Here is a 26,928-nt window from a genome sequence, read left to right on the forward strand (position 1 = left end):
ATAATATTAATAAATTATTTGATAAGAATTAATGGTTTATGGTATAATGACTTAGTTAAATTAGATGCACACTATTTAGGAGGAAAGAATAAAATGAAAGCTAAAGTGGAAAAAATAGAAACTAATGTGGTAAAATTAGAGATAAGGGTTGAAGCTGAAAAGTTTGATGCAGCATTAACTAAAGCTTACAATAAGAATAAAAGTAGATATAACATACCTGGATTTAGAAAAGGAAAAGTGCCAATGGCAATGGTTAAAAAATTCTATGGAGTAGAAGTATTCTATGATGATGCCGTTAATTTTGCAATTGATGAATCATATTCAGAAGTACTAAAAGAAGAAAATATTAGACCTGTAGATTATCCACAAGTAGATATAGTAGAAGTAGGTGAAGGTAAAGAGTTAGTTTACACAGCAACAGTAACTACTTATCCAGAAATAGAACTTGGAGAATACAAGGGATTAGATATAAAGAAACCAACATATGAAGTAGAAGATGCTGAAGTAGAAAAACAAATCAAAGATATGCAAGAAAAAAATGCTAGAATTGAAACTAAAAAAGACGGAAGCATAGAAAAAGGCGATATAGCTGTTATAGATTTTAAAGGATACATAGACGGAGTTGCTTTTGAAGGCGGAGAAGGTCATGATTATTCTTTAGAAATAGGTTCTGGTACTTTCATTGATAACTTTGAAGAACAATTAGTTGGTTTAGCTGTTGGGGATAAGAAAGAGATAAATGTTACTTTCCCTGAAAGTTATGGAAAAGAAGATTTAAATGGAAAACCTGCAATGTTTGAAGTTGAAATTAAGGCAATTAAAGTTAAGGAACTACCAGAATTAGATGATGAATTTGCAAAAGATGTGTCAGCAGTTGATACATTTGAAGAATTAAAAGAAAATCTTAAGAATACATTAGCAAAGAATAATGATGAAAAAGCTGAAAGAGAATTTGAAGAGGCCGTTATAACTGCAATAATTGAAAATTCTAAGATGGATATACCAGAGGTTATGGTAAATAGCGAAATTGATGCTATGATGAAGGATCTTGAAGGAAGATTAAAATATCAAGGATTAAGTCTAGAACAATATATGGAATTCACAGGAAATACAACTGAAAAGATGAGAGAATTCATGAAAGAAAATGCAGAAAGAAAAGTTAAGGCAGATTTAGTTCTCGATGCAGTAGCTAAAGCAGAAGATATTAAAGCTACTGATGAAGAAATTGATGCAAGAGCTTTAGAATTAGGAAAAATATATGGTCCAAAGGATCCAGAAAAAATGGCTAAGATTTTGGCTAAATCTCAAAAGAATATGATTGAAAAAGACATAATATTAGAAAATACTATTAAATTTATAAAAGAAAATTGTAAATAATTTATTTTGAGATATAATATAAGAATATAGAATATAAATTGCCAGAAAAATTTTTTCTGGCAATTTATTCAAATAATAATTAACAAATGATAAAAAAATATATATAATTAAAATTAATAAAAGTATAATAGTAAAAGGAGGATTTATATGGCTTTAGTACCAATGGTTGTAGAACAAACAAGTAGGGGAGAACGTTCCTATGATATATTTTCAAGATTGTTAAAAGAAAGAATAATAATGTTAAGTGGTGAAGTTAATGATGATAGCGCTAATTTAATAGTAGCACAATTATTATTTTTAGAAAGTGAAGATCCAGATAAAGATATTTATCTATATATAAACAGTCCGGGAGGATCAATAACTGCTGGAAACGCTATATATGATACTATGCAATATATTAAGTGCGATGTATCAACAATTTGCATTGGTATGGCAGCTTCAATGGGAGCATTTTTACTTTCATGTGGAGCAAAAGGAAAGAGATATGCACTTCCAAATGCAGAAGTTATGATACACCAACCACTAGGTGGATTCCAAGGTCAGGCAACGGACTTTGAAATTCATGCAAAAAGAATTTTAAAGATGAAAGAAACCTTAAATAAGATTTTAAGTGAAAATACAGGTAAGCCCTTAGAAACAATTAAAGCAGATGTAGAAAGAGATAATTTTATGACTGCAGAAGAAGCTAAAGCTTACGGATTAGTAGATGACGTAATAACTAATCATAAAATAGGAAAAGATAAATAGAAGAGTAAATTTTTATACGTTAAGTGAGGTGAATGTATGGCTAAATATGATGAAAAGAAACAGTTAAAGTGTTCTTTCTGTGGTAAGACTCAAGAACAAGTAAAAAGATTAATTGCAGGTCCAGGAGTATATATTTGTGATGAATGCATTGATTTATGTTCTGAAATTATAGCAGATGAGTTTCAAGAAGCTGTTGATTTTGACCCTAAAAGTGTCCCAAAACCAAATGAAATTAAGGAATATTTAGATTCTTATGTTATTGGCCAAGAAAGAGCAAAAAAATCTTTAGCAGTAGCAGTTTATAATCACTATAAAAGAATAAATACTAATAAAGATGACATAGATGTTGAGTTATCCAAAAGTAATATATTATTATTAGGTCCTACTGGTTCAGGTAAAACATTGCTTGCACAAACCTTAGCAAGGTTTTTAAATGTACCTTTTGCAATAGCAGATGCTACAACACTAACAGAAGCTGGTTATGTTGGGGAAGATGTAGAAAATATTCTTCTTAAGCTAATTCAAAATGCAGATTATGACGTAGAAAAAGCTGAAAGAGGAATAATATATATAGATGAAATAGATAAGATTGCTAGAAAGTCTGAAAATCCATCTATAACTCGTGATGTGTCAGGTGAAGGTGTACAGCAAGCTTTATTAAAGATTTTAGAAGGAACAGTTGCATCAGTTCCACCACAGGGTGGAAGAAAGCATCCACATCAAGAATTTATACAAATAAATACATCAAATATATTATTTATTTGTGGTGGAGCTTTTGATGGAGTTGATAAAATAATTGAAAATAGAACTAGAAAAAGTTCTATGGGATTTGGTGCAGAAATTCAAGCTAAACATGAAAAAGATGTTGGAAAATTACTAAAAGAGATTATGCCAGCAGATTTATTGAAGTTTGGTTTGATTCCAGAATTCGTTGGAAGACTTCCTATACTTGTTACTTTAGAATCTTTAGATAGAGAAGCTTTAATTCAAATTTTGACTAAACCTAAAAATGCTCTTGTAAAACAATATAAGAAGTTATTTGAGCTAGATGATGTTAAGTTAGAATTTGATAACAAATCTTTAGAGTCTATTGCCGATGAAGCTATAAGCAGGCAAACAGGAGCTAGAGGACTAAGAGCTATTATAGAAGATATTATGAATGAAGTAATGTATGAAATACCTTCAGATAATAGAATTACTAAGGTTACAATAACTGAAGATGCTATTAAGGATAAAAAAGAACCTTTAATTGAAAGAATTGAAGAGGGTAAAGTTAGACCTACTTTAGTGAAAGCTAGAACAAAGAAGGATATCGAATCAGCATAAAATTTAATTAAATGAAAAAGCAAGCCAGTGTGCAATTATAGTACACTGGCTTATTTTAAATTATTTTGTTTATTTTTCTAATATAAATTAAATAATAGATTAACTAATTATATTTATAAAATTGGGAATATATTTGTAAGATTAAGCAAATAATACTAGTAATAAAAATAGAAGGAGGAAAAGTATATTTAATATAAATAGTATTTAATAATAAATTTGTTTTATTGTTTATATAAATATATTTTAAAAGTTATGACAAACATATTAATGATTTTACAAATAATAGTTCTAATTCTTATGGTATATGTAATGTGCAGTGCAATGAGCAGACCTCAAAAAAATAGAGAAGTCGTAATTGATAGAGAAAATACAAAAGAATTAAATAATTTGAATAAGTTAAGACAAATAACGCTATCAAAGCCTTTAACAGAAAAAAGCAGACCATCAACTTTTGATGAGATTATAGGCCAGGAAAAGGGCATAAAGGCATTAAAGGCGGCATTGTGTGGCCCAAACCCACAGCATGTTATAATTTATGGACCACCGGGAGTAGGAAAGACTGCGGCTGCTAGATTAGTATTAGAAGAAGCTAGAAAGTCAAAAATATCTCCGTTTACAGAAAAATCAAAGTTTGTTGAAATAGATGCAACTACATTAAGATTTGATGAAAGGGGAATAGCTGACCCACTTATTGGTTCAGTACATGATCCTATATATCAAGGTGCAGGCTCTTTCGGTATAGCAGGTATTCCACAGCCTAAAGCAGGAGCTGTTACAAAGGCTCATGGAGGAGTTTTGTTTTTAGATGAAATAGGCGAATTACACCCAATTGAACTAAATAAGCTTCTAAAGGTATTGGAAGATAGAAAAGTATTTTTGGATAGCTCGTATTATAGTTCTGAAGATAGTAACATGCCTAAGTACATAAAGGAAGTATTTGACAATGGGCTTCCAGCTGATTTTAGATTAATTGGAGCAACGACAAGAGCACCGCATGAAATAGTGCCGGCTATAAGGTCAAGGTGTGTTGAAATATTTTTTAGAGCGTTGTTACCAGAGGAGATAGAGAAAATAGCAGTAAATTGTGTTAACAAGGTTGGATTAAAAATAACTCAAAATAGTGTTGAAGAAGTGAGCAAATATTGCACTAATGGTAGAGAAGTAATAAATTTAATACAATTAGCTTCAGGTATTGCAATCAATGAAGATAGGGAAGAAATAATATTGGATGATATAAAGTGGGTGTTGGAAAATGGTCAGTATAATAAAATTGTATGTAATAAAATACCATCAAAATCAAAAATAGGTGTCGTTAATGGATTAGCAGTATATGGAGCCAATATAGGGATGCTAATGCCTCTTGAAGTTAGCTGCAAACAGGTTAGTGGACGGAGAGGAGAGCTTAAAGTAACTGGAATAGTTGAGGAAGAAGAAATTACTAACAATAATAAAAAGATAAAGATGAAAAGTACTGCATATGCATCTGTTCAAAATGTGCTAACAGCCTTAGATAACCTATTTGATTTATGTACTGATAAATTTGATATACATGTAAATATTCCAGGTGGGATGCCGGTAGATGGACCGTCAGCAGGAATAAGCATTGCAACAGCAATATACAGTGCTATAAATAAGCAAAAAGTCAATAGATTTGTCGCAATGACAGGTGAGATAAGTATATTAGGCTCAGTAAAGGCCATAGGTGGAGTAAAATCAAAAATATCTGCAGCATTTAAAGGCGGCGCTAAAAAAGTCATTATTCCACAAGAAAATTATGAAGAGTCATTGAGTGAAATTGGGGAAATAGAAATAATTCCAGTCACAAATTTTAGGGAAGTACTTAAGTTTGCTATTGAAGACGGTAATGTTAAAAATGAAATGGAGATATTATCAGCGCAGGGAAATGAAATTGCAAAGAGTTAAAAATATTATTTAAATAAACAATATTTTTATATACACATGATGTTAATGTACAATTTATAAATGAAAATAGATAATCATATGATTTTTATAAATTATGTAATTGATATTATTAAAGTATGAATTGTACATTAATATTTTTTTACACATTTTCTATTTTAAATTAGTATATATATGTTATAATAGATAAATTAAACACAATGATTTTCATTAAAAAATTAATATACGAGTTTAATTCGAACTTATTATAATACCTTTGAAAGAGGAAAAATTTTGTTTTAACTCATCTTGTAAAAACATGATATAATACTAAAAGTTTTTATATGAAGAATCATTGAAAAAGTTAGATATTATGTGTATACTAGATAAGTCAAAATAAATAATGTGATTATGATATGGGGGGAAATAGTATTATGAAAAAGTTATATACAATTCCGCTAATTCCTTTAAGAGGATTGACTGTTTTTCCTAATGTAGTTGTACATTTTGATGTAGGAAGGGAAAAATCTACAGCAGCTATTGAACAAGCTATGCTAGATGAGCAAGAGATTTTCCTCGCAGGTCAAAAAAATTCGGTGGTAGAAGAACCAGGTAAAGATGAAATTTATTCAATTGGGACTATATGTAAAATAAAACAAATTCTTAAGATGTCTGATAATACAATTAGGGTTCTTGTTGAAGGTAAAGAAAGAGCTAAAATAATTGAGTATATAGATGAAGAAGAAAATTATATAAAGGTTTCAGTAGAAAAATTAGATGATGAGATAACTGAAAATGAAGAGTTGGATGCTTATGTAAAATATTTAAATAAAGAATTTACAAGGTTATTGAAACTTAATGAGGATAGTTATGGAGATGCTGTTAAGTTAGTGGATTCTTCAGAGAAATCTAGTCAATTTATAGACATGATAGCTTCATATGCAATTACTGATGAAAAGTTAAAGCAAGAAATATTAGAAACAATAAATTTGACTAAAAGAGCTGAGAAGGTACTAGAAAGAATAAAAATAGAAATTTCTATAGCTAAAATTCAGAGAAAAATTGCAAACAAAGTAAAAAATACTGTTGCAAAGGAACAAAAGGAATTCTACTTAAGAGAACAATTAAAGGCAATTCAAGAGGAACTTGGCGAAGAAGATGATGAGAAAAGAGAAATAATAAAATATGAAGAAAGAATTAAAAAGCTAAAACTTAATAAAGAAGTTAAAGACAAAGTTAACTATGAGTTATCAAGGCTTAAAAGTATGAGCAGCACATCATCAGAAGGCAACGTTGTTAAGGCATATTTAGACTGGATATTAGACATTCCTTGGGGAAAGTATACAAAGGAAAGCATAAATGTTGTTAAAGCAAGAGAAGTTTTAGATAACGAACATTATGGATTAGAAGATGTTAAAGATAGAATTATTGAGTATTTAGCTGTAAAGCAATTTAGTAAGTCTCAAAAAGGACCTATATTATGTTTAGTTGGACCTCCTGGTGTTGGGAAAACATCAATAGCTAGATCTATAGCTCATGCTATAAATAGAAAGTATACAAGAATATCACTTGGAGGAATGAAAGATGAGGCTGAAATCAGAGGGCATAGGAAGACATATGTTGGTGCAATTCCTGGTAGAATAGTCTATGCTATGAAAGATGCAAAATCTTTGAATCCACTTATGCTTTTTGATGAGATAGATAAAATTAGTTCAAATTATAAGGGAGATCCATCCGATGCTTTATTAGAGATATTAGATAGCGAGCAAAATAAAGAATTTAGAGATAGCTATTTAGAAGTTTCTATAGATTTATCTAAGGTTATGTTTATTGCAACGGCAAATACTTTAGAAACTATACCAAGGCCGCTCTTGGATAGAATGGAAGTTATTGAAGTATCAGGATATACTTATGATGAAAAGTTTAATATAGCTAAGAATTACCTGATTCCTAAGATATTTAAAGAACTTGATATACCAGAAGAAAAAATTAGCATTGATGATGAGTCAATTAGGCTAATTATAGAGGGATATACAAGGGAATCTGGAGTGCGTGGCTTAGAGAGAAAGTTAGGTTCACTGATTAGAAAAGCATTGGCTGAAATGCTAAAATCTGATAAAGAAAAGTTTGGAGTAGACTGTAAAAAAGTCGAAGAGCTTTTAGGAAAGAAAATATTTGATTTTGATAGTATAGACAAAGTGGACAAGGTTGGAGTTGTAACTGGAATGGCGTGGACTGCTTATGGAGGAGATACTCTTCCAATAGAAGCTATGGTTATGAAAGGCTCTGGTAAACTAGAGCTTACAGGTAAGCTGGGTGAAGTTATGCAAGAATCAGCTAAGACGGCTTACAGCTATGTTAGGGCAAATGCAAATAAGTTTGGAATAAATGAAACTTTTTATAAGGAAAAGGATATTCATATTCATGCGCCTGAAGGAGCGGTATCTAAAGATGGTCCTTCTGCAGGCGTGACAATGGTAACTGCACTTGTATCAGCACTATCAGGAAAAAAAGTGAAGCATAATGTAGCGATGACAGGAGAAGTTACATTAACAGGAAGAGTACTTCCAATTGGTGGATTAAAAGAAAAATCTTTAGCGGCATTTAGGGCAGGAGTAGATACTATAATAATTCCAAAAGAAAATGAGAAAGATATAGAGAAGATACCAAATTCAATTAGAAATAGTTTGAATATTATTTCTGCTAAAGAAGTAAATGAGGTATTAAAAAATGCACTAATTGGAGAGGATACTAATGAGAATTAAAAAATCGGAGTTTATTACCTCAGCAGTAAAGAAAAATCAATATCCAGTAGATAATAGAGTGGAAGTTGCCTTTGTTGGTAGATCTAATGTGGGGAAGAGTTCATTAATCAATTCTTTAACTAATAGAAAAAAACTAGCGAAGGTCAGTCAAACTCCAGGAAAAACGCGCTTAGTCAACTTTTTTCTTATAAATGATGATTTTTATCTAGTGGATTTACCTGGATATGGATATGCAAAAGTATCAAAGCAAGAAAAAGACAGTTGGGGAAAGACTGTCGAGATGTATCTAAGTGGTAGAGAACAATTAAAAAGAGTTGTATTACTTGTTGATTCAAGGCATAAACCAACAAATGATGATATAATAATGCATGAATGGATTAAGCATTTTGGATATGATGTAATTGTAGTTGCAACTAAGAGTGATAAGCTTACTAGAAATAATTTGAAAAAGAGTGAAAAGGTAATAATGGAAACATTGAAACTAGGTAATAATGATAAATTATACTTTTTCTCATCGCTAAATAAAGATGGAAAAGACGATCTTATTAATAATCTTTTTTTAGAATTTGCAATTGATTTAGATTAATCTGCTTAATATATTTAGTGAAATAGCTTTTAACCTCTTACAAACTTATTGTTTGTAAGAGGTTAATTTTTTTTGATATAGTTTCTGATTTTATATTTGTAATAAGTAATTATTTATAAGGTAATGGGAATAAAAAATAGTGTCAAATATTTTGGGTAAGAATAATATATAGTATAAAAAAGAAAAAATATTTCCAAGGAGGAATAAATATGGAGATGAATGATATCCTAAACGGTTTAAATTCATGTGATGACGATTGTTGTGATTCAACAACTAACAATTGTAGTTGCGGACCAAACTTCGGTGGACCAGGAATAGGAGGTTTTCCAGGAGGAATAGGAGGCTTTGGACCAGGATTTGCCGGCGGTTGTGGATTTGGTAGCTGGATTTGGATTTTATTAATATTGTTTTATTGTGGTTGTGGCAGAGGTGGTTATGGTAGAAGAGGCGGAAATAGCTGTTGCTGTGAGCCAAAATGCTGTGACTGTTGTGAATGTTGCTGTGAACCAAAATGTGACTGTTGCTGCAATAAAGGAAATGGCGGTTTATTAAGTAATTGTTCACCATACTTGTTTATATTAGTAATATTATTCCTTTGCAATAATAACTTTAATGGCGGTGGATTTGGTAATGGTTGTGGATTCAATGGGTTTGGTGGAGGAATAAATCCTTTTAATAATTTGGGTTGCGGTACTGGTTGTTAAAATTCAGAATTTTTAGGAAGGAGAGATAAATATGTCTAAGAAGAAATGTTGCTGTGGGAAAAAACACCATAGCTATCATCAAGAGTGTTGCTGCTGTAATTCGGGATCTAATTATTCTGGTGGTCTATTTGGAGGCGGAAGCGGCTGCACACCAATTATATTTCTATTAATAGCATGTGGATCAGGATTATTAAATTGTAATAAATCATATTTAATTATTTTACTATTCATATTATGTGGTGGATGTTTTTCAGGCCTTTTCGGTGAAGGAAATAACCAAGGATCTTGCTGCTAGGATAGTGGATAGAGGGCATTATAGCCCTCTAAAAAAATGTCAAAAATCATAAACATTTTTATTAATATATACATATATTAAAGAGAGGCAATTATATTGAAAGGATTAAAAAATGGCTAAGCATAAACATAGAGAACCGGATCCAGCAGTAAATGATGCTAATACTAATACTAATGCTAGTAGTAGTAATAGAAACGTACCCTTTGGTATAGATCCAATGCAGCTTATGGGGTTACTAGGTGGAAATTTTGATATGAATAATATTGGAAATATGTTGGCTTCAATGAATACAAATGGATTTAATTTAGGAAATTTGAACTCAATAGCTCAGATGATGGGACTAAATTTAGATAATAATTTATTTCAAGGGAATATGAGTAATCATAGCAATGATAGTAATAAGAATATGTATCCAAATGTTAATCATAATATGAGTAGTATGACTTCAAAAAGTTCTGAGAATTCGGGTGTGGATAAGAGTAATAAAAAGAATGTAAGCAGCATTAAAAATATTAAGGATAATGATGTGAATTTAGAATTTTTAATGGCATTAAGAAATTATGTTCACCCAGATAGAATAAAATTAATCGATAAAATCATTGAAGCATATAAACGTGGAGAACTTAAGGATGTTTAAAATTCAAATTATTTATAAACTTAATGTATAAAAAAGAAAAAAATGTAAATAATATTAATGTAATAGAGAATACATTCTCTTACATGCTTAATGAATTGAATTTTTTATTTCATTAAGTAACCCCTCATCCCCCTTTAGGCCGCATTAAGCGGCCTTCATATTTTTATTTTGTTTTTTGTATAGCATTAATTTTATATGATGACCCATCTTTTACGAGATCTACTAAAAATATTAGTTCACTTTTAGAATTAACAGTGCTCTTGGAGTTACTTTTTTCAAAGGATAGTCTCCACCTTATTGCTGAAGGATCTCCAAATTCATTCCATCTATAATCATAGAAAAAGGCATTTTGAAATGTATAGTAATAATTATCTTTATCTAAATTCCAAAGTAAAGATAAATTTTCTTTGTCTATTGAAGTTGTAAAAATATCAGGAAGATCATCTAGGACATAAGGAAGCTCAATTAAATTTATAAAACTTGTTACAGAATCTAATGAAGGTAGAGTGGTATTAGTTTCTTTAGAATCTAGAGGAGAATTATTAATAAGCATAAAACTGTCTAATGAAGAAAGTCCTTTAGAAGATGACAGTGAATAACATCTAGGAGTTCGTGAATTCTTACAATCTAATATACCCAATATATTGTTTTCGCTTGAGTAAACTAAATCAAAATTCTTTTTATTCCAATGAAATACATAGCTTATATACTTATTATTTTTATATCCCATAAGTATAATTTCAGGTACATTATCTCGAGAAATATCATTTAGAAACACTTTTGGATCTAAGGTATTATTAGTGGTAAAAAGTATTTTATCAGGTACAGAATTTGAAAGATAATAAGTATCATTAGAACAATTAATTGAAAAATCAATTTTATTTTGAGAATTTAATGTTTCTAAAGTATCTTCTACGCCATCACCTGTTAAATCACATTGTATGTTATGAGAAATATTTATAGGGGATATAGTTTGCATAGTTTTAAGTTTGTTTAACGTAAAGTAAATAATCGTTATAGTCAAAATGACCAATGTTATATTAAATAGTGTGCTTGCTAAAAAATTTTTTCTTAATATTGGAATTTTCATTATGTATCACCTCAGTAAATTATATGTTAATTATCATCTACATATTAATCCTATAGAAGTGATAAAACAAAAAAAGACTATGGCTTTAAAACAGTGTAATTAAAAATACATTTGCTTAAAGCTATAGTCAAATTGTAAGATTTATTGGCAATTGGTACAATAACCATAAAAATAAACCTTATTTGAAATGATTTGATAATCAGTATGCTCCTTAGCCATAGAGTTAAGATTATCAAGAGAAAAATCTTTGAAATCATCAACTCTACCACAACCAAGGCATTGCAAGTGTGGATGTGGAGTAGAATTCCCGTCATATCTAAAGTTACCTTCACCAACATTTATCTCTTGAATTAATCCAACATCAACTAATGTTTTTAGCGCTTTGTAAACTGTAGCTAAACTCATAGTTGGATATTGAATATGAATGTCTGTATAAATAACGTCAGCAGACGGATGCGAAGTTGTATTAATTAAATAATTATATACTGCAAGCCTCTGAGGAGTTAATTTTAGCTTTTTTTGTTTAAAAATAGAAGCTATGTGGTCCATATTTCATACCTCACTTATAAGAATTTTATGTAGAAATTATAACATAAATATAAATTAATATCAATCGTATTAATTTATATTATTTATAAATAATTATTGTTAATTAATATAACAAGTATTTTATTGGTAAGAGTTAAATTTTATAGCTATTTTGTTAAATTTAAAAAAAATATTGTATACTGAAGAAAAGTCTGTTAAAATAATATTATAGAGAATGTTAATAAATTAACATTCTCCAGCATATGTTGTTCAGTTAGGAATAATAATTTTTTAAAGACTTAGTTATATGGCCTATGACGAAAATATTAAGATGGAATTATTAAGGAGGCGTATTTTTATGGGAAAATATAAGGTTGGAGACGAGTTAATAATTGTAAATGATCCAACTCAAGATAATGCTAAGTTAAAGGAATTAACACATTTAAGTGTCGATGGTGATTTTGCTCAAATATCATGGGGATTAAAAATATTAAATGTCGAATATGATAAACCCAATGTAACTTTAACTTATCAAAATGTTAATGGTGAAAAGAATAAAGTTTTTGCAGTATGTAAAGATATAGCAAACTTTGATAAAGAGAAAGTTTTAGAGAAAGCATTACTTAAAGCATTCCAAAATGAAGTTATAGATATTTCTGTAAATAAGAATAAATAGTAGTATAAAAAGAGTCGCTTATTTTAAGTGACTCTTTTTATTTGAAATGTAGAAAAGATTTACTTTTTACAAAATATGTAATATAATAAAATTAAAAACAATTAAATTTTATTAAGATGAGAGAAGGGGCTGGGTATGAGTAGGTGTCCGTTTTGGTCAACATCAATGGAAGAAATTGAATGCTATGATGAATGTCCGATATTATCTAGTGAATTAATGGAACATAGAGGGGAAAAGTGCATTTTTCATAAGTGTATTGAGTCAAGAAATATAAATATTAAGGATATTGTAAAAGAAGAGTATGATTTTTTAGATTTATCCATATATGATGAAAATAGTAATAATATCAGTATAGGATATTAAATAATAAAGATTAGAATTCATAGAATTCTAATCTTTATTACTTAATATTTCTAATCTTGAGATTCATATGAATCCGTATATTTATGAAGAAGAGAATGTTTTAAAGACCATAGGTTTTGTGATAAATCAATATAATAGGTATGAGGATTTTCAAATCTAAGCACTTCAGCCCATAATTTTTCAGTTTCAATTCTGGAAAACTCTTTTATATCTAGAACACTAGGTGATTCATATATGCATTTTCCTTCCTTAAATATCTGCACTTGAAGATCTTTTATATAATAATTTTTTATTCTCTTTCTTTTCCAAGTGTATGTAGGATCGAATATTACTAAAGGTTCGCTTTCGTTGACTTTTTCATCTCTTAAGGCAATTAAATCAGCCAGTGCTTTATGAGAAGTTTTATCAAAAATCCTTAGTATCTTTTTAAAACCTGGATTAGTTATTTTTTCTTCGTTTTCACTTATTTTAATTTTAGGTATTACTTTGTTATCCTTTTCTAATGCGACTAACTTATAAACTCCACCAAAGACCGGTTCTGATTTTGCAGTAATAAGTCTTTCTCCGACTCCAAATGAATCTATACATGCACCTTGATCTAAAACGTCCTTTATAATATGTTCGTCAAGAGAATTAGAAATTACAATGTTGCAATCTTCATATCCAGCAGCATCTAACATTTGTCTGCACTTAGTTGTAAGATAGGTTATATCACCAGAATCTATTCTAATGCCTCGAGGTCTTTTGCCAAGTGGTTTTAAAATTTCGTCAAATACTTTTATTGCATTAGGAATACCTGATTTTATAACATTGTAAGTATCAATTAATAACACACAATCGTCGGGATAAATTTCAGCCCATGCCTTAAAAGCCTCGTATTCAGTATCGTATAATTGAACCCAGCTATGAGCCATTGTGCCTACGGCAGGAATATTAAACATCCTGTCTGAAATAGTACAAGCAGTTGAACTGCATCCTCCTATAATTGCAGCTCTGGCACCGTAAATTGCACCATCATATCCTTGTGCTCTCCTTGAACCAAATTCCATTACAGGACGTCCATCAGCAGCTCGACAAATTCTATTAGCTTTTGTAGCAATTAAAGTTTGATGATTTACAGTTAAAAGAATCATTGTTTCAAGAAATTGAGCCTGGATGACAGGACCTCGAACTGTTACAAGTGGCTCATTAGGGAATACTGGATTTCCTTCTGGAACTGCCCAAACATCGCAGCTGAACTTGAAGTTTTTTAAATAGTTAAGAAATTTCTCGGAAAAGGTTTCTTTATCTCTCAAATAAGTAATATCATCATTGGAAAATTCTAGGTTTTTTAAATAATCTATTAGCTGTTCTACTCCAGCCATTATACAATATCCACCGTCATCGGGAATTTTTCTGAAAAACATATCAAAATAAGCTATCTGATTTTCTAATCCTTTATCAAAATAGCCATTTCCCATAGTTAATTCATAAAAATCAACTAGCATTGTTAAGTTTCTCTCATCTTTTACATTAAAACTAGATTTATTATTCATAGTTGGTCTCCTTTAAAAATATGGATAACAATTTAGCATAAATCATATTGTTATCTTTAGAATATGCTTAATTAAATATATAAAACTATTGTACATCTATACCTCTTTGATTACAATATATAGATGTTAGTAGGAAATATAAATGTAAGTATAAAGATAACTTGCTGATAATGAATATTTATCTTTATAAAATATCTAGATAATTTTAATGTTGAACATACTATAATTTAAATTTAGGATATATTTTATATAAATTTGAAATTTATATAATGATTGTGGATAGAATTTAATGAGAAGTACAAGTAAGATGTGGAGATACTAAGCATTAATTACGATGAGTTACAAGAAAGAAGGATTACATAGTGGGGTATAAGCTTGATAAATATCAAATGAGTGCAGTAAAAGCGGAAGAAAAAAATACACTGATAGTCGCTGCGCCAGGATCTGGAAAGACAACTGTTATAATAAATAAGGTTAATCATTTAGTAGAAAATAAAAAGGTTTCTAATGGAAATATAATTGTAATAACCTTTACGAAAGCAGCTGCACGAAATATGAAAATGCGATATGAACATGCTTTTAATAAAAGCACATCTCCGTTTTTTGGGACATTCCATGGCTTGTTTTATAAAATGCTTGTAAGAGATGGAAAGAACATAGATATAGTGGATGGATCAATTGTTCACAAGATAGTAAGCAGCGTATTAAGTAAATATTTTGATGAGGTAAATGAAGACAAAGTGAAAGAAGCAATAAATAATATTTCCTTATATAAGACATCCAGGTCATCATTATGTGAATTTAGACCATCTTTAGCCAAAGAGATTTTTGAAGAAGCTTTAGATAAATATGAAAGCTATAAAAGGGAACATAATAAAAGAGATTTTGATGATCTAGCTATAGAAGTATTAGAATTATTAAGCAAAAATGAAAATGTTCTTCTATCATATAGAAAATTATTTAAATATGTTTTGGTGGATGAATTTCAGGATTGTGATGAAATGCAGATAGATTTTTTGAAGCTAATAAATGGTGGAGCGGAAAATAGTCTCTTTGCTGTAGGAGATGAAGATCAATGTATTTACTCCTTCAGAGGATCTAAGCCTGAGTATATGGTAAGCTTTGACACAATGTTTAAAGAAGGGAGAAAATATTATTTATCGATTAATTATAGAAGTAAGTCAAATATAGTTGATAAATCAAAGGAAGTAATAAGTTTTAATACAAATAGAAATAAGAAAGAGATAAAATGGAATAGGGAAGAGCTTGGGATAATTCAGTGGATTAATTCGTATAATGAAAAAATGCAGGCGGAAAGTCTAGTTAACATAGTCTTAAATAATAAGAATCAGAATATTCCATATGAGAATAATGCAGTGTTATACAGAACTAATATTGAAGCCATGACGGTCATAGATATTTTAATTAGAAAAAAGATCCCATTTACACTATTAGATAGAGAATATAATTTCTTTGAGCATTTTATATGTAGGGATTTAATTGCTTATTTAAAATTATCTATTAATCAATTTGATAAAGATAGCTTTCTACAGATAATAAATAAACCATTTAGATACATCAGTAAGGCAAATTTTGCGTATGTAAGAAATTATAAATATGAAGAAAATCCATTTACAATATTAATAAATAAGGATGATACACCACCGTTTCAAAAGAAAAAGCTTGATGAGTTAAAAGGAGATATAAATTATTTGAATAAGATCTCTTTATCATCTGCAATAGCATATATAGTGATGGATTTAGGATATTTAGATTATTTGAAGGAATATGCAAAAAAATTTAATCAAAGCTTAGAGGATTTAGAAGACATAATAGAAGAATTTAAATTAGCAGCAGAAGGATATAAAACTATATTTGAATTTTTACAACATATTGAAGAAGTTAATCAGACAATAGAAGCAAGTAAGAAAAAAGTAAAAAGAGAAGGGGTTATTTTAAGTACCATACACGGTGTAAAAGGTATGGAGTTTAAAAATGTCTATGTCATCAACTGTGTAGAAGAAACAATACCTCATTCAAATAGCATAAAGGATAATATAGAAGAGGAGCGTAGGCTTTTTTACGTTGGAATAACAAGAGCTATAGATAACCTATATTTATTTTCACCTAGAAGTAGAAAAGGACAGTTTAAAGATGTATCAAGGTTCATTGTTGAAGGAAAGCTTAATGATATGCCTGTTGACACCTTTGGCTATGAAGTTGGGGGAAAGGTTGTTCATAGGACTTATGGAATAGCAGAGATAGAAGAATTTGATGACAATGATAAAGATAAAATTAAACTAAAATTTAGTGATGGAACTTTTAGGAGTTTTTCTTTGAAGGTTTTGGTTGATAATAATTTGATTGAAAAAGGATGATTTAAAGATGGTTAGTGTTTAATAGTCTGAGGAAAGTTAAGTTATATACCTATTGATATCTATTAATAATCATGGTGAAATATATTTAATACAGAAGAAGTTGGTTGCAGCGATTTTTTATTATTAGCCATTTGTAAAATATGGTAATTATGATATAATAATGTAAAAAATATCAATTAAGAGGTAAATGTAATGAAAAAATCAAAATTAACCAAAGTAATAGCTACTTCATTAATAGTAGTTTCTTTATTAGTATTAAATCCAATAGGGGCTAGTGCAGAATGGAGACAAAATAGTACAGGATGGTGGTATGCAGAAGGAGATTCCTATGCAACGGGTTGGAGATTAATAGATGGAAAGTATTATTATTTTAGTAATAATGGTTATATGCTGCACGACACTTATATTGATGGATATAAGTTAGGTTCTGATGGCGCTTGGGTAGTTTCTACTCCGAGAATCTCAACAACAAGCGATTATGTTGCCAATCCAGTTAATTTGCAAATACTTCATGGATTAGATACTGATAGGAACTTGCTAAGCTGTACAGATGATGGAACAGTAGTTAATCTATGGTCTGTAGATGATGAGAGTGGACGTCAAAAGTGGAGATTCACACGTGTTAAAGGTTATAATGATGTTTATAATATTACAGTTGTTAGGGGAGTTTATTCAGGTCGTACGTATTTAAGTGCCACTCCAGATGGGGACTTAGTTAATTTGTGGCCTGAGGATGATGGAAGTGGGCGCCAAAGATGGCAGCTAGTACCTGTTCAAAGCTCTTCGGGTCATAGTACGTATTTAATTAAAGTTTATGATGGTGTTTCTTCGGATAGAAAATATCTAAGTTGCAGTGCAGATGGAACTATAGTTAATTTATGGCCTGAAGATGATGGAAGTGGGCGCCAAATATGGGATATACCAAATAATTGGAAGCAATGATAATAAGAAAACATTAGATATAGCAGTAGAAAATAAAAAAGGAGCTTAGTAATAGTAGGCAGACTTTACTAGCTTCTTTGCTTATTTATAGAGATGATTTTTATATCTCTCATTTTATAAGATAGTTAAGTAGTTTGGAAAATTAACTTGAGATATTGTTTTCTTTAGATTTTTCCGTAACAAAGTCTAAAATTAATTGTCTATGCTGTGCACTTATATCATTAAACTTATAAGCAACTTTGTAATGTTTGGGATCATCATCATCATGGTCAGTTCGCAGCTTTTCGCAGAGTGCTATAATCTTCTCGTTTTTTATTAACAGTGACACTAGTGCGCATTTAGAATCAATTTCTTTTTTTGAAATAATGAAATATACACCTCCAGCGCTAATATTAACAGTATAAGTTTTTTTGAAAGATCTAAAATATTTGGGATTAATAGTATTCATAGTTTGACAGTGTAATTCGTCTGGAATCAGCGAATATTCAATGTCCATAACAATAGGAAGCCTTTCGAATTCTCTTCTTTCAAGACTCAATACTAATTCAGGAATACTGATAATTACAACTTGCTCGAAATCATTTTGAGTGCATCCAAGTATAATAGCAGTACATTTTAATGCTTGATGTTTTTGAATTAAAATTAATTCAATAGGTTTATCTTTATGTAATACAATAAAGGTATCTTGCCTAGTGTCGATGATAATCCCTAAAAAATCATTGGATATCTTTTTTATTTTTCCATCAACTAATGTCTTGTTTGGGGTAATAAATTTAACTATATCATTTTCTTTTATAATATTCACATCTATAATGCTCACACCTACTACCTCCCTTTTATGTTAAGAAAAATAAGTACCAATATAAAATATAAATCATATTTCATATTTATTTAAGATTAAAGTTTCAATTAAATGAAAAAAACTCCATTTAATATGTATAATAGCATATTTTAAGTGTCAATTAAACCTTTTATGTCGAATTTGCTATAAAATACAGAGGTGAGAAAAGGCTTGATAAAAAGGATTAGAAAATCCAAACCCCGTTATCATTTAAGCTATATCCATTAATGTTTGTATTTTTTAACATAACACCATTTTTATCAAGGTAATACCAATTGCCTTTGTCATAAATCCATCCAGTTTTCATAATACCTGAAGTATCAAAGTAATACCAATCATTATTGTAATTTAACCATCCAGTTTTTCTTTGCCCATTCATATCTAGGTAGTACCAATAATCTTTAGTAAACAACCAGCCCTTAAATGGATTACCATCCCCATCCAAGTAATACCAAAAACCAGTTGTATTATCTCTATACCATGTATTGCGGCCATTTATTTTTCGAGAGTTATCAGAGTGCTTATTATATACACGGACATAATCTACATACATTTTAGCAGGAAATTTAGTTGAAGCATCAGGATTTTTAGGCCAGTTACCACCGACTGCCATATTTAAAACTATATAGAATGGTTTTTGAAATGGAGCAGTTCCATTAATACCATCCGATATATTGTATTCGAAATATTGAGTACCATCTACAAACCATTTAATAAATTCAGGACTCCATTCAATAGAATAATTGTGATACTGAGTTACATCTACATTTAATTTGCTTCCTTCTGACTGCATTCCATCAGAAGTTCTCCAATGGAGAGTACCCCAAATATTTTCGTCAAAATTTATATGTTCCATAATATCCAATTCTCCACAGTCAGGCCAATCTATTGCAGCCATATTAGAACCTAATATCCAAAAGGCTGGCCAAAGTCCCTGATCCTGTGGGAGTTTAATTCTAGCTTCAATTTTGCCGTAAAGAAAATTCTGTAAACCTTGAGTTTTTAGACGAGCAGAAGTATAATCACAATCACCATAAGGTTCTTTTCTAGCTTCAATGACTAGATTGCCATTTTCAATTCTTGAATTTTCTGGTCTATTTGTATAATATTCAAGCTCATTGTTTCCTAGACCATGAGAAGCAATGTCATAAGTCCAATTTGAATGGTTTATTTCATTACCATCAAATTCATCGCTCCAGGTGAGATCCCATCCGGTTAAGTCTTCATTGGTCTCAGCTTTTACACTTAATGAAAATAAAGTTGTGTTAAATAATAAAATTGAGTTGATTATAATTGCTATTACCTTAAGTATTTTCATAAAATCTCCTTTTTGAATTTTATATAAATATATTTTAAATTAATGGAAATAAGTTAACTATAAACAGTGAGATTTTCATTTAAATATAATATTTATAATTTAATAATTATTTATTTTTATCCATATATAACAATTTTAAATCAATATTATTGCATTGGCAATATTGCACAATAATATTAATTTAAACAAATATTTGTATATTTTTATAATTCAAGAAAATAAGATAGAAAATATATATGGAATTTAAGAAGGTAAATGATAAGAAAATTTCCGTAGAGGATGAAATTTATCTAAAACAGATTAAAAATGTAAACAGTGTTATAAACCATTGTATGAGTTTAGCTTATAATATATAATTTATAGTAGATTGATGTAAAAATTTAAGGATAGATAGTAAACTTTTTTAAGAGAGTGGTTTATTGTAGATAATTTAATTAAATCTGTTAGAATGTATAAGCCTAATAATTTAAAAAATAGGCTTATCAGAAAGGCTGTTAACATATAAATAAAACAATAAAGGTTGGGTTTAGATGGAATTAAAAAGATTTAATCAAAAAGATATAATTTTTGCCTTAGATATAGGGACAAGGTCTATTATAGGAACAGTTGGGATCATAAAGGATAAAAAGTTCCAAGTAGTATGCGAAAAATACCTAGAACATGAAGAAAGAGCCATGGTGGATGGACAAATACATGATATTAATTTAGTTGCAAATGTTGTTCAGAAAGTAAAAAGCTATCTTGAAGAAGAACTTCAAATACAACTAAATGAAGTATCTATTGCAGCAGCAGGTAGATTTTTAAGAACAATTGAGGTAAGAGCTGATATAGAACCTAATGACGATGAAGAAATTAATAAAGAAATTGTAAGAAGCCTTGAATTGAGTGCCGTAAAAAAAGCGGAAGAAGAGATAACAGCTACAACTGAAGGAAAATTATATTGCGTTGGATATTCGGTGAAAAATTTTTATTTAAACGGTTTTTTAATATCTAACTTAATAGGACATAAAGGGGAGCAGATTGGTGCTGAAGTTATTGCAACATTTTTACCAAGGTCTGTAATAGATTCTCTTTATGCAGTAATGAACAGAGTAAATTTAAAGGTTGTGAATTTGACATTAGAACCAATAGCTGCAATAGAAGCAGCAATTCCTAAAAATTTAAGACTGCTAAATATTGCGCTAGTAGATATAGGAGCAGGTACATCGGATATAGCAATAAGTTCTAAGGAAAGTATATCAGCTTACGGTATGGTACCGATGGCAGGAGATGAAGTTACAGAAACTATTGTTCAAGAATACTTAGTTGATTTTAATACTGCTGAGCATATAAAAAGGTCAATTGTAAATCAAAAAGAGGTAAAATATATTGATGTAATTGGAATGGAAAATAAAGTATTCTCAGAAGATGTATTTAAACTTATTAATTCTATTGTAAACAAGACAGCAGAAGAAATATCAAAAAAGATTTTAGAATTAAATGGAGCTAAAGCACCTAGTGCAGTATTTGTAGTTGGAGGTGGAGCACATACTCCAGGTATTTTGGAATCAATTGCTGAAAAATTAAAGTTGCCGGCACAAAGAATTGCCATTAAGGATAGACAAGCAGTGCCGGAGTGTGTTGCAAATAATGAATTAGGATCAGCTGGGGTAACTGTCCTAGGAATAGCGTTAACTGCAATACGAAGTTTAGGAAATGATTTTATTGATGTGCTGTTAAATGATGACCCTATTAGTTTATTTAATTCACATAAACATACCATAATGGATGTAGTACTTCAAGCAGGAATAAATCCCTCTTTACTTATAAGTAAAAACGGTAAGAGCGTACGATTTAGCTATAATGGAAGCAAGAGAATTGCTTTTGGGGAATATGGAACTAATGCTAAGATTACAATTAATGGGGAAGAGGCAACCCTTGAAACAGAAGTTAAGGCGAATGATAATATAAAATTAGAATTTGCACAAAATGGAAAAGATGCAGCTCCTAAATTACGTGAACATATTAAAAGCATTAACTCAGTTTCAATCTATTTAGATGAAGATATAGTAAATATTGAACCTGTAATACTTGTCAATGAACAGGTAGAGAATTTAGAATATATAATAAAAAGTGGTGACGAGGTAAAAGTATTTTTACCATGCAAGGTAAGTGAGTTTAGAAAATATGTTTTAAGAGATGAAATTGCTTTATCAAAAGCTGGGGAAACTTTAGAAGATGATTACGAAATTTTAGAAGGAGAGCATCTGTTTAGGAAAAGTGATACGTTAAGTGAATATAAAGTTACTGAAAAAAGTCAAGATACAGAAAAGAATATTGGTGAAGAAAGTTATAATGAGACTGAGAATAACAGTTTAGATATTTCAAATGAATTTGAAGTAGGGGTTCAAAAAAATCAAGAAGTTATTAAAGAAGAATTCTCTAGTATAACAGTTAATATTAATGGGGAAAATAAAACATTAAATGGGAAATCTCAGTATGTAATTGTAGATATTTTTGATTATATAGATTTTGATTTGACAGTGCCTAAAGGAATAATTAATTTAATTTTGAATGGTGAAAATGCACAGTATACTGCCATTATAAAAGATAGTGATATGATAGAAGTTTTTTGGAGTGATAGATAATAGTAGAATAAGGTTGTTTTAAGTAGTAAATTTGATTAGATTATGGAGGAAATGTTAGCGTGATAGATTTTAAAAAAGAAGCTGAACTTATAAAAGATGAACTTATACAAATAAGAAGAGACTTACATGAACACCCAGAGCTTGGATTTGAAGAAGTCAGAACATCCAAAGTGATTAAAGATTTTTTAACAGCAAATGGAATTAAATATATTGAAGTTGCAAAAACGGGAGTATGTGGAATCATAAATGGTACTAAAGTAGGAAATAATAAGACCATAGCTTTAAGAGGAGACATTGATGCACTTCCAATTCAGGATATGAAAAATTGTGAGTTTAAATCAAAGAGTATTGGAAAGATGCATGCTTGTGGTCATGATGCTCATACAACAATACTTATGGGAGTAGGGAAATTGTTAAATAATAATAAAGATAAATTTTCGGGGACAGTAAAGCTATTGTTTGAGCCGGCAGAAGAAACAACAGGAGGGGCTACTCCTATGATAAATGAAGGTGTTTTAGAAAATCCCAAAGTTGATTGTATTCTTGGACTCCATGTGGATGAGGAAACAAAATGCGGTACTATAAAGATAAAAAAAGGTGTAGTAAATGCTGCATCAAATCCATTTAGTATAAAGATTACAGGCCAAGGAGGCCATGGAGCTTCACCTCATACTACTGTTGATCCTATTGTCATTGCAAGTCATATTGTAGTAGCTCTTCAAACAATAGTAAGCAGAGAGATAGCACCTGTGAATCCAATAGTTATAACAGTTGGAACTATGCATGCTGGAACAGCACAAAATATTATTCCTGGAGAGGCTGTATTAAGCGGAATGATTAGAACTATGACTAAAGAAGATAGAGCATTTGCTATTCAAAGATTAAATGAAATTGTAAATGGAATCGCGGTTATGTCACGAGCAAAGGCTGAAATAAAAGTTGAAGAAAGTTATCCATGTCTTTATAACAATGATGAGTTTGTAGATTTAGTATGTGACAGTGCTAGTGAAATTTTAGGAAAAGAAAATGTTTTAGAACAAAGGGCTCCTAAAATGGGTGTTGAAAGCTTTGCTTATTTTGCTAATGAGAGACCAAGTGCTTTTTATTTTTTAGGTTCGGGAAATGAGGAAAAGAAAACTACAGAGCCTGCTCATAGTAATCTATTTAATATAGACGAAGAATGCTTATCCATTGGTGTTTCTATTCAAGCTTTAGCAGCATATAATTATTTAACTAGATAATAAATTTAAGTATATTTTTAAACAGCAAGTTAACATGATGATGTATAATATACAATAAACTGTCACGATAGCTTGTTGTTTTCTTAAATATGCCTAAAAATATTTAAATTGACAATGTATGATTTACAATGTAAAATGCACAATGAATGACCAAATCGGTATGGTGTAAAAACATGAGATTTTTGTCATATTGTACGATGAGTGTTAACCGTTTATTGTTAACAAAAACTTAGGAGTGATTATATTTGAAAATTGAAATAGGTCCAAATGAAGCAGGTCAGAGATTAGATAAATTTTTAAGGAAGTTATTAAAGGATGTACCTTTAAGTGCAATATTTAAGGCCTTGAGAAAAAAAGATATAAGAGTTAATGGAACAAAACAAAATGAAAAATATTTTCTTGAAGAAGGAGATATTGTAGAGATTAAATATATACAAAGCAATAAAGAAAATAAAGAAGATAAATTTATTAAAGTAGATCCCAAAAGAGTTAAAATCATATATGAAGATGATAATATGCTAATAATTGAAAAATGGCCAGATGTCTTAGTACATTCGGATACAAAGAATAATGAGGAACCAACCCTTACAGATTATGTTCTTTCATATTTAAATGATAAGGGAGACTATCTGCCAGAAAATGAATTAACCTTTACTCCAGCATCTTGTAATAGATTAGATAGAAATACGTCTGGTATGGTTGTCTTTGGCAAGAGCTTTGAAGGTTTAAAATGCATAAATGAAGCCATAAGAGATGATGAAATAAGAAAGTATTATTATACTTTGGCTAAAGGTAAAGTAAGAGATGGTCTTTATGAAGCATACATATTAAAAAATCCTGAAACAAATGTATCTAAGATATATGATACTGAAGTTAAGGGCTCTAAAAGGATAGCGATGGAAATAAGCACTGTAGAAAGCAATGGTGCATATTCACTTATAGATATTAATTTAATAACAGGAAGAAGTCATCAAATAAGGGCACATTTGGCGCATTTGGGAAATCCTATAATTGGAGATAGCAAATATGGAGATAAGAAATTAAATTCATTTTTTGAAAGTAAATATGGTTTAAATTATCAATATTTGTATGCTTATAAATTAAATTTTAGAAAAATAAACGGTAAGCTTGAATATTTAAGAAATAAGACCATAGCAGCAGCATTACCTCCAATATTAAAAAAAATAAAACAAGATGTGTTTAAGTTTTCACTTAGATAGGAGGTAATTATGGAAGAGAGATCAGCCGTTGGGAGTAGTAGTAAAGGCTTTTTAATTCTTTCAGTAGCAGGACTTTTAACTAAAGTAATATCAGTATTTTATATACCTCTCCTTCAAAGAATAATAGGTCTTGATGGATATGGAATATACCAAAATTGTTATGAAGTATTTTTATTTGTTTACGCAGTTACAAATCTTGGGACACAGCCAGCTATCGCAAAAGTAGTTGCAGAACTTACAGCTCTTGAAAAACCTAATGATGCTGTAAGAGCTCTTAAGGTATCTAGAACTCTTTTAGCCGTAGCTGGAGCATTTTTAACAATATTCTTAATGCTGTTTGCGTTTGCAATTGGGAATGCAATCGAAAATCCTGCAGCATCTTATGGGATTCTAATGCTTGCACCAAGCATATTTGTTACATCAATTTTATCCTCGTACAGAGGATATTTCCAAGGTATAAGCAGTATGACAGCTATTGCTATATCTCAAGTATTAGAACAAATTATAAATATTGCAGTCAGCCTTTTATGTGCATATTTCCTAGTGCATATAAGTGTAGAATATGGTAGTGCTGGAGGAACTATAGGAACTTCAGTAGGAGCATTGGTCGCATGTCTATATATGGTATATATATATAGAAAGAGCAAATTTGAAGAGATTTCAATAGAAGATCAGAATAATAAGAAAAGAATAAGAACAAAGCATATAATTAAAAAGTTAATCAAATATGGATTACCTATTACATTGAGTTCTGGGCTTCAAAACTTTGGAAGCTTGGTGGATATGGTAAATGTTAATAGCAGGTTAGCATTTGCAGGATTTAGTTTGCAACAGGCTCAAGTGCTTTACGGAGTACTTGGAAGATATAAAACTTTATTGTCTGTTCCACTTATAATTGTGACAGCACTTGGGACAACCGTATTGCCAGCAGTAACGGCGGCAATGACTTTAAAGAATAAGAAGGAAATAAGAAAAAAGACTACTTTCGCATTTAGAATAACTTTAATAATAACAATACCAGCAGCAGTTGGACTATCATGTCTATCGCAGGAAGTGTTTGAACTTTTGTATGGAACAAGTCAAGGGTTTGAATTAATGGTATGGGGATCAGTGGTATTAGTTCTTATGGCAGTTGTACAAATACAAACTATCATACTTCAAAGTATGAATAAACTTTATTTTGTACTTGGAACATTTAGTATAGGCATAGCTGCAAAGATAGCTGCTAATTACATATTAGTTGGAATGCCAGAAATAAATATTTTAGGAGTAGTAGTAGGAAATTTCTTATGGTTTGCGATACCTATGTTTTTAAATAAGCGAGCACTTAGAAAAGCACTTAAAGTAAAAATTCCTTTGTTTAGAAGTTCAGTTAAACCATTGCTTGCATCGGCAATAATGGCATTAAGTATATATTTATTAAAGTCTTTTACGTCGATTTTAATAAATATTGCAAATGATAATTCGCTATTAAAAGTATTATTCACAATTTTAATTATTGGAATAGCAGGTCTTGTTTATTTATATTCAATAATTATATTAGGTGGAATTAGAAAGAGCGATTTAGATAACATATCTCCTAGAATATTTAACTATTTACCAAGATTTTTAAGAAAACAACTTAAATAATATATATAATTTTATGCTTTAGATTTAAGGGTGTATTAATCGAAAATAGATATATGTTTATCAGCTGACTTTTAAATGTTCGTGCTCTGTAAACATGTATCTATTTTTGTGCATATATACTTAAAGCTAAGTAAATATTGAATGCATATTTTAAGTTATAAATTAAGCTTATAATGAAAATCAATGTTTCTTAAAGCTTTTGTT

22 protein-coding genes are annotated in these 26,928 nt (G+C 29.8%); 17 read left to right on the forward strand and 5 right to left on the reverse strand.

The genetic code is table 11. The features are described from left to right. Positions 1 to 93 precede the first annotated feature (93 nt). The 9 genes from tig (at position 94) to CDLVIII_RS11190 (ending at position 10,336) form a co-directional block, all read left to right on the forward strand. Positions 94 to 1,377, forward strand: coding sequence for a trigger factor (tig, locus tag CDLVIII_RS11150; protein WP_009169560.1), 1,284 nt, complete (start codon positions 94 to 96; stop codon positions 1,375 to 1,377). A 147-nt stretch (positions 1,378 to 1,524) separates the two neighbouring features. Then, positions 1,525 to 2,124 carry an ATP-dependent Clp endopeptidase proteolytic subunit ClpP gene (gene clpP / locus CDLVIII_RS11155; protein ID WP_009169561.1) on the forward strand — a complete coding sequence of 200 codons (600 nt, stop codon included), beginning with the start codon at positions 1,525 to 1,527 and terminating at the stop codon, positions 2,122 to 2,124. 36 nt (positions 2,125 to 2,160) lie between these two features. After that, positions 2,161 to 3,450, forward strand: coding sequence for an ATP-dependent Clp protease ATP-binding subunit ClpX (gene clpX / locus CDLVIII_RS11160; protein WP_009169562.1), 1,290 nt, complete (start codon positions 2,161 to 2,163; stop codon positions 3,448 to 3,450). A gap of 252 nt (positions 3,451 to 3,702) precedes the next feature. After that, on the forward strand, positions 3,703 to 5,373 hold the full coding sequence (lonB, locus tag CDLVIII_RS11165) for an ATP-dependent protease LonB (RefSeq protein WP_009169563.1): 1,671 nt from the start codon (positions 3,703 to 3,705) through the stop codon (positions 5,371 to 5,373). Between the two features lie 410 nt (positions 5,374 to 5,783). After that, positions 5,784 to 8,114 (forward strand): endopeptidase La, encoded by a 2,331-nt coding sequence (gene lon / locus CDLVIII_RS11170; protein WP_009169564.1) that lies wholly within the window; start codon positions 5,784 to 5,786, stop codon positions 8,112 to 8,114. Next, the gene (gene yihA / locus CDLVIII_RS11175) at positions 8,104 to 8,700 is read left to right on the forward strand and encodes a ribosome biogenesis GTP-binding protein YihA/YsxC (RefSeq protein ID WP_009169565.1); all 597 of its coding nucleotides are present in this window, start codon (positions 8,104 to 8,106) and stop codon (positions 8,698 to 8,700) included. Before lon ends, yihA begins: the two co-directional genes overlap by 11 nt. 209 nt (positions 8,701 to 8,909) lie before the next feature. Further along, positions 8,910 to 9,404, forward strand: coding sequence for a hypothetical protein (locus CDLVIII_RS11180; RefSeq protein ID WP_009169566.1), 495 nt, complete (start codon positions 8,910 to 8,912; stop codon positions 9,402 to 9,404). A 31-nt stretch (positions 9,405 to 9,435) separates the two neighbouring features. Then, positions 9,436 to 9,699 (forward strand): hypothetical protein, encoded by a 264-nt coding sequence (locus CDLVIII_RS11185; RefSeq protein ID WP_009169567.1) that lies wholly within the window; start codon positions 9,436 to 9,438, stop codon positions 9,697 to 9,699. A gap of 112 nt (positions 9,700 to 9,811) precedes the next feature. Continuing rightward, a complete protein-coding gene (locus tag CDLVIII_RS11190; RefSeq protein ID WP_009169568.1) occupies positions 9,812 to 10,336 on the forward strand; it encodes a hypothetical protein in 525 nt (174 codons plus the stop codon). A 163-nt stretch (positions 10,337 to 10,499) separates the two neighbouring features. Here the strand turns inward: CDLVIII_RS11190 and CDLVIII_RS11195 are convergent, their stop codons facing one another. Together CDLVIII_RS11195 and CDLVIII_RS11200 are read right to left on the reverse strand one after the other, a co-directional pair. Continuing rightward, positions 10,500 to 11,426, reverse strand: coding sequence for a hypothetical protein (locus tag CDLVIII_RS11195; RefSeq protein ID WP_009169569.1), 927 nt, complete (start codon positions 11,424 to 11,426; stop codon positions 10,500 to 10,502). Positions 11,427 to 11,567: 141 nt separating this feature from the next. Continuing rightward, entirely contained in the window at positions 11,568 to 11,975 is a 408-nt protein-coding gene (locus CDLVIII_RS11200) for a Fur family transcriptional regulator (protein WP_009169570.1), read from the reverse strand. A 337-nt stretch (positions 11,976 to 12,312) separates the two neighbouring features. On the opposite strand from CDLVIII_RS11200, the gene CDLVIII_RS11205 reads away from it, so the two are divergent. Together CDLVIII_RS11205 and CDLVIII_RS11210 are read left to right on the forward strand one after the other, a co-directional pair. Next, positions 12,313 to 12,630 carry a hypothetical protein gene (locus tag CDLVIII_RS11205; RefSeq protein WP_009169571.1) on the forward strand — a complete coding sequence of 106 codons (318 nt, stop codon included), beginning with the start codon at positions 12,313 to 12,315 and terminating at the stop codon, positions 12,628 to 12,630. Positions 12,631 to 12,765: 135 nt separating this feature from the next. Continuing rightward, on the forward strand, positions 12,766 to 12,993 hold the full coding sequence (locus tag CDLVIII_RS11210; protein WP_009169572.1) for a hypothetical protein: 228 nt from the start codon (positions 12,766 to 12,768) through the stop codon (positions 12,991 to 12,993). A gap of 50 nt (positions 12,994 to 13,043) precedes the next feature. Here the strand turns inward: CDLVIII_RS11210 and CDLVIII_RS11215 are convergent, their stop codons facing one another. After that, positions 13,044 to 14,528 carry a nicotinate phosphoribosyltransferase gene (locus CDLVIII_RS11215; protein ID WP_009169573.1) on the reverse strand — a complete coding sequence of 495 codons (1,485 nt, stop codon included), beginning with the start codon at positions 14,526 to 14,528 and terminating at the stop codon, positions 13,044 to 13,046. 362 nt (positions 14,529 to 14,890) lie between these two features. On the opposite strand from CDLVIII_RS11215, the gene CDLVIII_RS11220 reads away from it, so the two are divergent. Then, positions 14,891 to 16,906 carry an ATP-dependent helicase gene (locus CDLVIII_RS11220; protein ID WP_009169574.1) on the forward strand — a complete coding sequence of 672 codons (2,016 nt, stop codon included), beginning with the start codon at positions 14,891 to 14,893 and terminating at the stop codon, positions 16,904 to 16,906. 192 nt (positions 16,907 to 17,098) lie between these two features. Further along, entirely contained in the window at positions 17,099 to 17,848 is a 750-nt protein-coding gene (locus CDLVIII_RS31730) for an RICIN domain-containing protein (protein WP_009169575.1), read from the forward strand. A gap of 142 nt (positions 17,849 to 17,990) precedes the next feature. Here the strand turns inward: CDLVIII_RS31730 and CDLVIII_RS11235 are convergent, their stop codons facing one another. Together CDLVIII_RS11235 and CDLVIII_RS11240 are read right to left on the reverse strand one after the other, a co-directional pair. Next, positions 17,991 to 18,668, reverse strand: a complete 678-nt coding sequence (locus tag CDLVIII_RS11235) for a PilZ domain-containing protein (protein WP_009169576.1) — start codon at positions 18,666 to 18,668, stop codon at positions 17,991 to 17,993. Positions 18,669 to 18,873: 205 nt separating this feature from the next. Continuing rightward, positions 18,874 to 20,007 carry a glycoside hydrolase family 16 protein gene (locus tag CDLVIII_RS11240; protein WP_009169577.1) on the reverse strand — a complete coding sequence of 378 codons (1,134 nt, stop codon included), beginning with the start codon at positions 20,005 to 20,007 and terminating at the stop codon, positions 18,874 to 18,876. 530 nt (positions 20,008 to 20,537) lie between these two features. Between CDLVIII_RS11240 and CDLVIII_RS11245 the strand changes: the two genes are divergently transcribed. The 4 genes from CDLVIII_RS11245 to CDLVIII_RS11260 all read left to right on the forward strand — a co-directional run bounded on the left by CDLVIII_RS11245 (position 20,538) and on the right by CDLVIII_RS11260 (position 26,724). Continuing rightward, positions 20,538 to 22,634: a cell division protein FtsA gene (locus CDLVIII_RS11245; RefSeq protein WP_009169578.1), complete on the forward strand. Its 2,097-nt coding sequence runs from the start codon at positions 20,538 to 20,540 to the stop codon at positions 22,632 to 22,634. A gap of 59 nt (positions 22,635 to 22,693) precedes the next feature. Then, positions 22,694 to 23,875, forward strand: coding sequence for a M20 family metallopeptidase (locus CDLVIII_RS11250; RefSeq protein ID WP_009169579.1), 1,182 nt, complete (start codon positions 22,694 to 22,696; stop codon positions 23,873 to 23,875). 245 nt (positions 23,876 to 24,120) lie between these two features. After that, on the forward strand, positions 24,121 to 25,095 hold the full coding sequence (locus CDLVIII_RS11255; RefSeq protein WP_009169580.1) for an RluA family pseudouridine synthase: 975 nt from the start codon (positions 24,121 to 24,123) through the stop codon (positions 25,093 to 25,095). A 9-nt stretch (positions 25,096 to 25,104) separates the two neighbouring features. After that, positions 25,105 to 26,724 carry a polysaccharide biosynthesis protein gene (locus tag CDLVIII_RS11260; RefSeq protein ID WP_009169581.1) on the forward strand — a complete coding sequence of 540 codons (1,620 nt, stop codon included), beginning with the start codon at positions 25,105 to 25,107 and terminating at the stop codon, positions 26,722 to 26,724. The last annotated feature ends 204 nt before the right edge of the window (positions 26,725 to 26,928 follow it).

Source organism: Clostridium sp. DL-VIII (assembly GCF_000230835.1).
In the GTDB taxonomy this organism is placed as follows: domain Bacteria; phylum Bacillota; class Clostridia; order Clostridiales; family Clostridiaceae; genus Clostridium.

Bases quoted from the DNA above. Each gene is read 5' to 3' on its own strand.
- clpX (WP_009169562.1), top strand. From the start codon at position 2,161: ATGGCTAAATATGATGAAAAGAAACAGTTAAAGTGTTCTTTCTGTGGT.
- CDLVIII_RS11180 (WP_009169566.1), top strand. From the start codon at position 8,910: ATGGAGATGAATGATATCCTAAACGGTTTAAATTCATGTGATGACGAT.
- CDLVIII_RS31730 (WP_009169575.1), top strand. From the start codon at position 17,099: ATGAAAAAATCAAAATTAACCAAAGTAATAGCTACTTCATTAATAGTA.
- tig (WP_009169560.1), top strand. From the start codon at position 94: ATGAAAGCTAAAGTGGAAAAAATAGAAACTAATGTGGTAAAATTAGAG.
- CDLVIII_RS11200 (WP_009169570.1), bottom strand. From the start codon at position 11,975: ATGGACCACATAGCTTCTATTTTTAAACAAAAAAAGCTAAAATTAACT.
- lon (WP_009169564.1), top strand. From the start codon at position 5,784: ATGAAAAAGTTATATACAATTCCGCTAATTCCTTTAAGAGGATTGACT.
- CDLVIII_RS11190 (WP_009169568.1), top strand. From the start codon at position 9,812: ATGGCTAAGCATAAACATAGAGAACCGGATCCAGCAGTAAATGATGCT.
- CDLVIII_RS11185 (WP_009169567.1), top strand. From the start codon at position 9,436: ATGTCTAAGAAGAAATGTTGCTGTGGGAAAAAACACCATAGCTATCAT.
- CDLVIII_RS11245 (WP_009169578.1), top strand. From the start codon at position 20,538: ATGGAATTAAAAAGATTTAATCAAAAAGATATAATTTTTGCCTTAGAT.
- CDLVIII_RS11215 (WP_009169573.1), bottom strand. From the start codon at position 14,528: ATGAATAATAAATCTAGTTTTAATGTAAAAGATGAGAGAAACTTAACA.
- CDLVIII_RS11195 (WP_009169569.1), bottom strand. From the start codon at position 11,426: ATGAAAATTCCAATATTAAGAAAAAATTTTTTAGCAAGCACACTATTT.
- CDLVIII_RS11260 (WP_009169581.1), top strand. From the start codon at position 25,105: ATGGAAGAGAGATCAGCCGTTGGGAGTAGTAGTAAAGGCTTTTTAATT.
- yihA (WP_009169565.1), top strand. From the start codon at position 8,104: ATGAGAATTAAAAAATCGGAGTTTATTACCTCAGCAGTAAAGAAAAAT.
- CDLVIII_RS11240 (WP_009169577.1), bottom strand. From the start codon at position 20,007: ATGAAAATACTTAAGGTAATAGCAATTATAATCAACTCAATTTTATTA.
- CDLVIII_RS11205 (WP_009169571.1), top strand. From the start codon at position 12,313: ATGGGAAAATATAAGGTTGGAGACGAGTTAATAATTGTAAATGATCCA.
- lonB (WP_009169563.1), top strand. From the start codon at position 3,703: ATGACAAACATATTAATGATTTTACAAATAATAGTTCTAATTCTTATG.
- clpP (WP_009169561.1), top strand. From the start codon at position 1,525: ATGGCTTTAGTACCAATGGTTGTAGAACAAACAAGTAGGGGAGAACGT.
- CDLVIII_RS11210 (WP_009169572.1), top strand. From the start codon at position 12,766: ATGAGTAGGTGTCCGTTTTGGTCAACATCAATGGAAGAAATTGAATGC.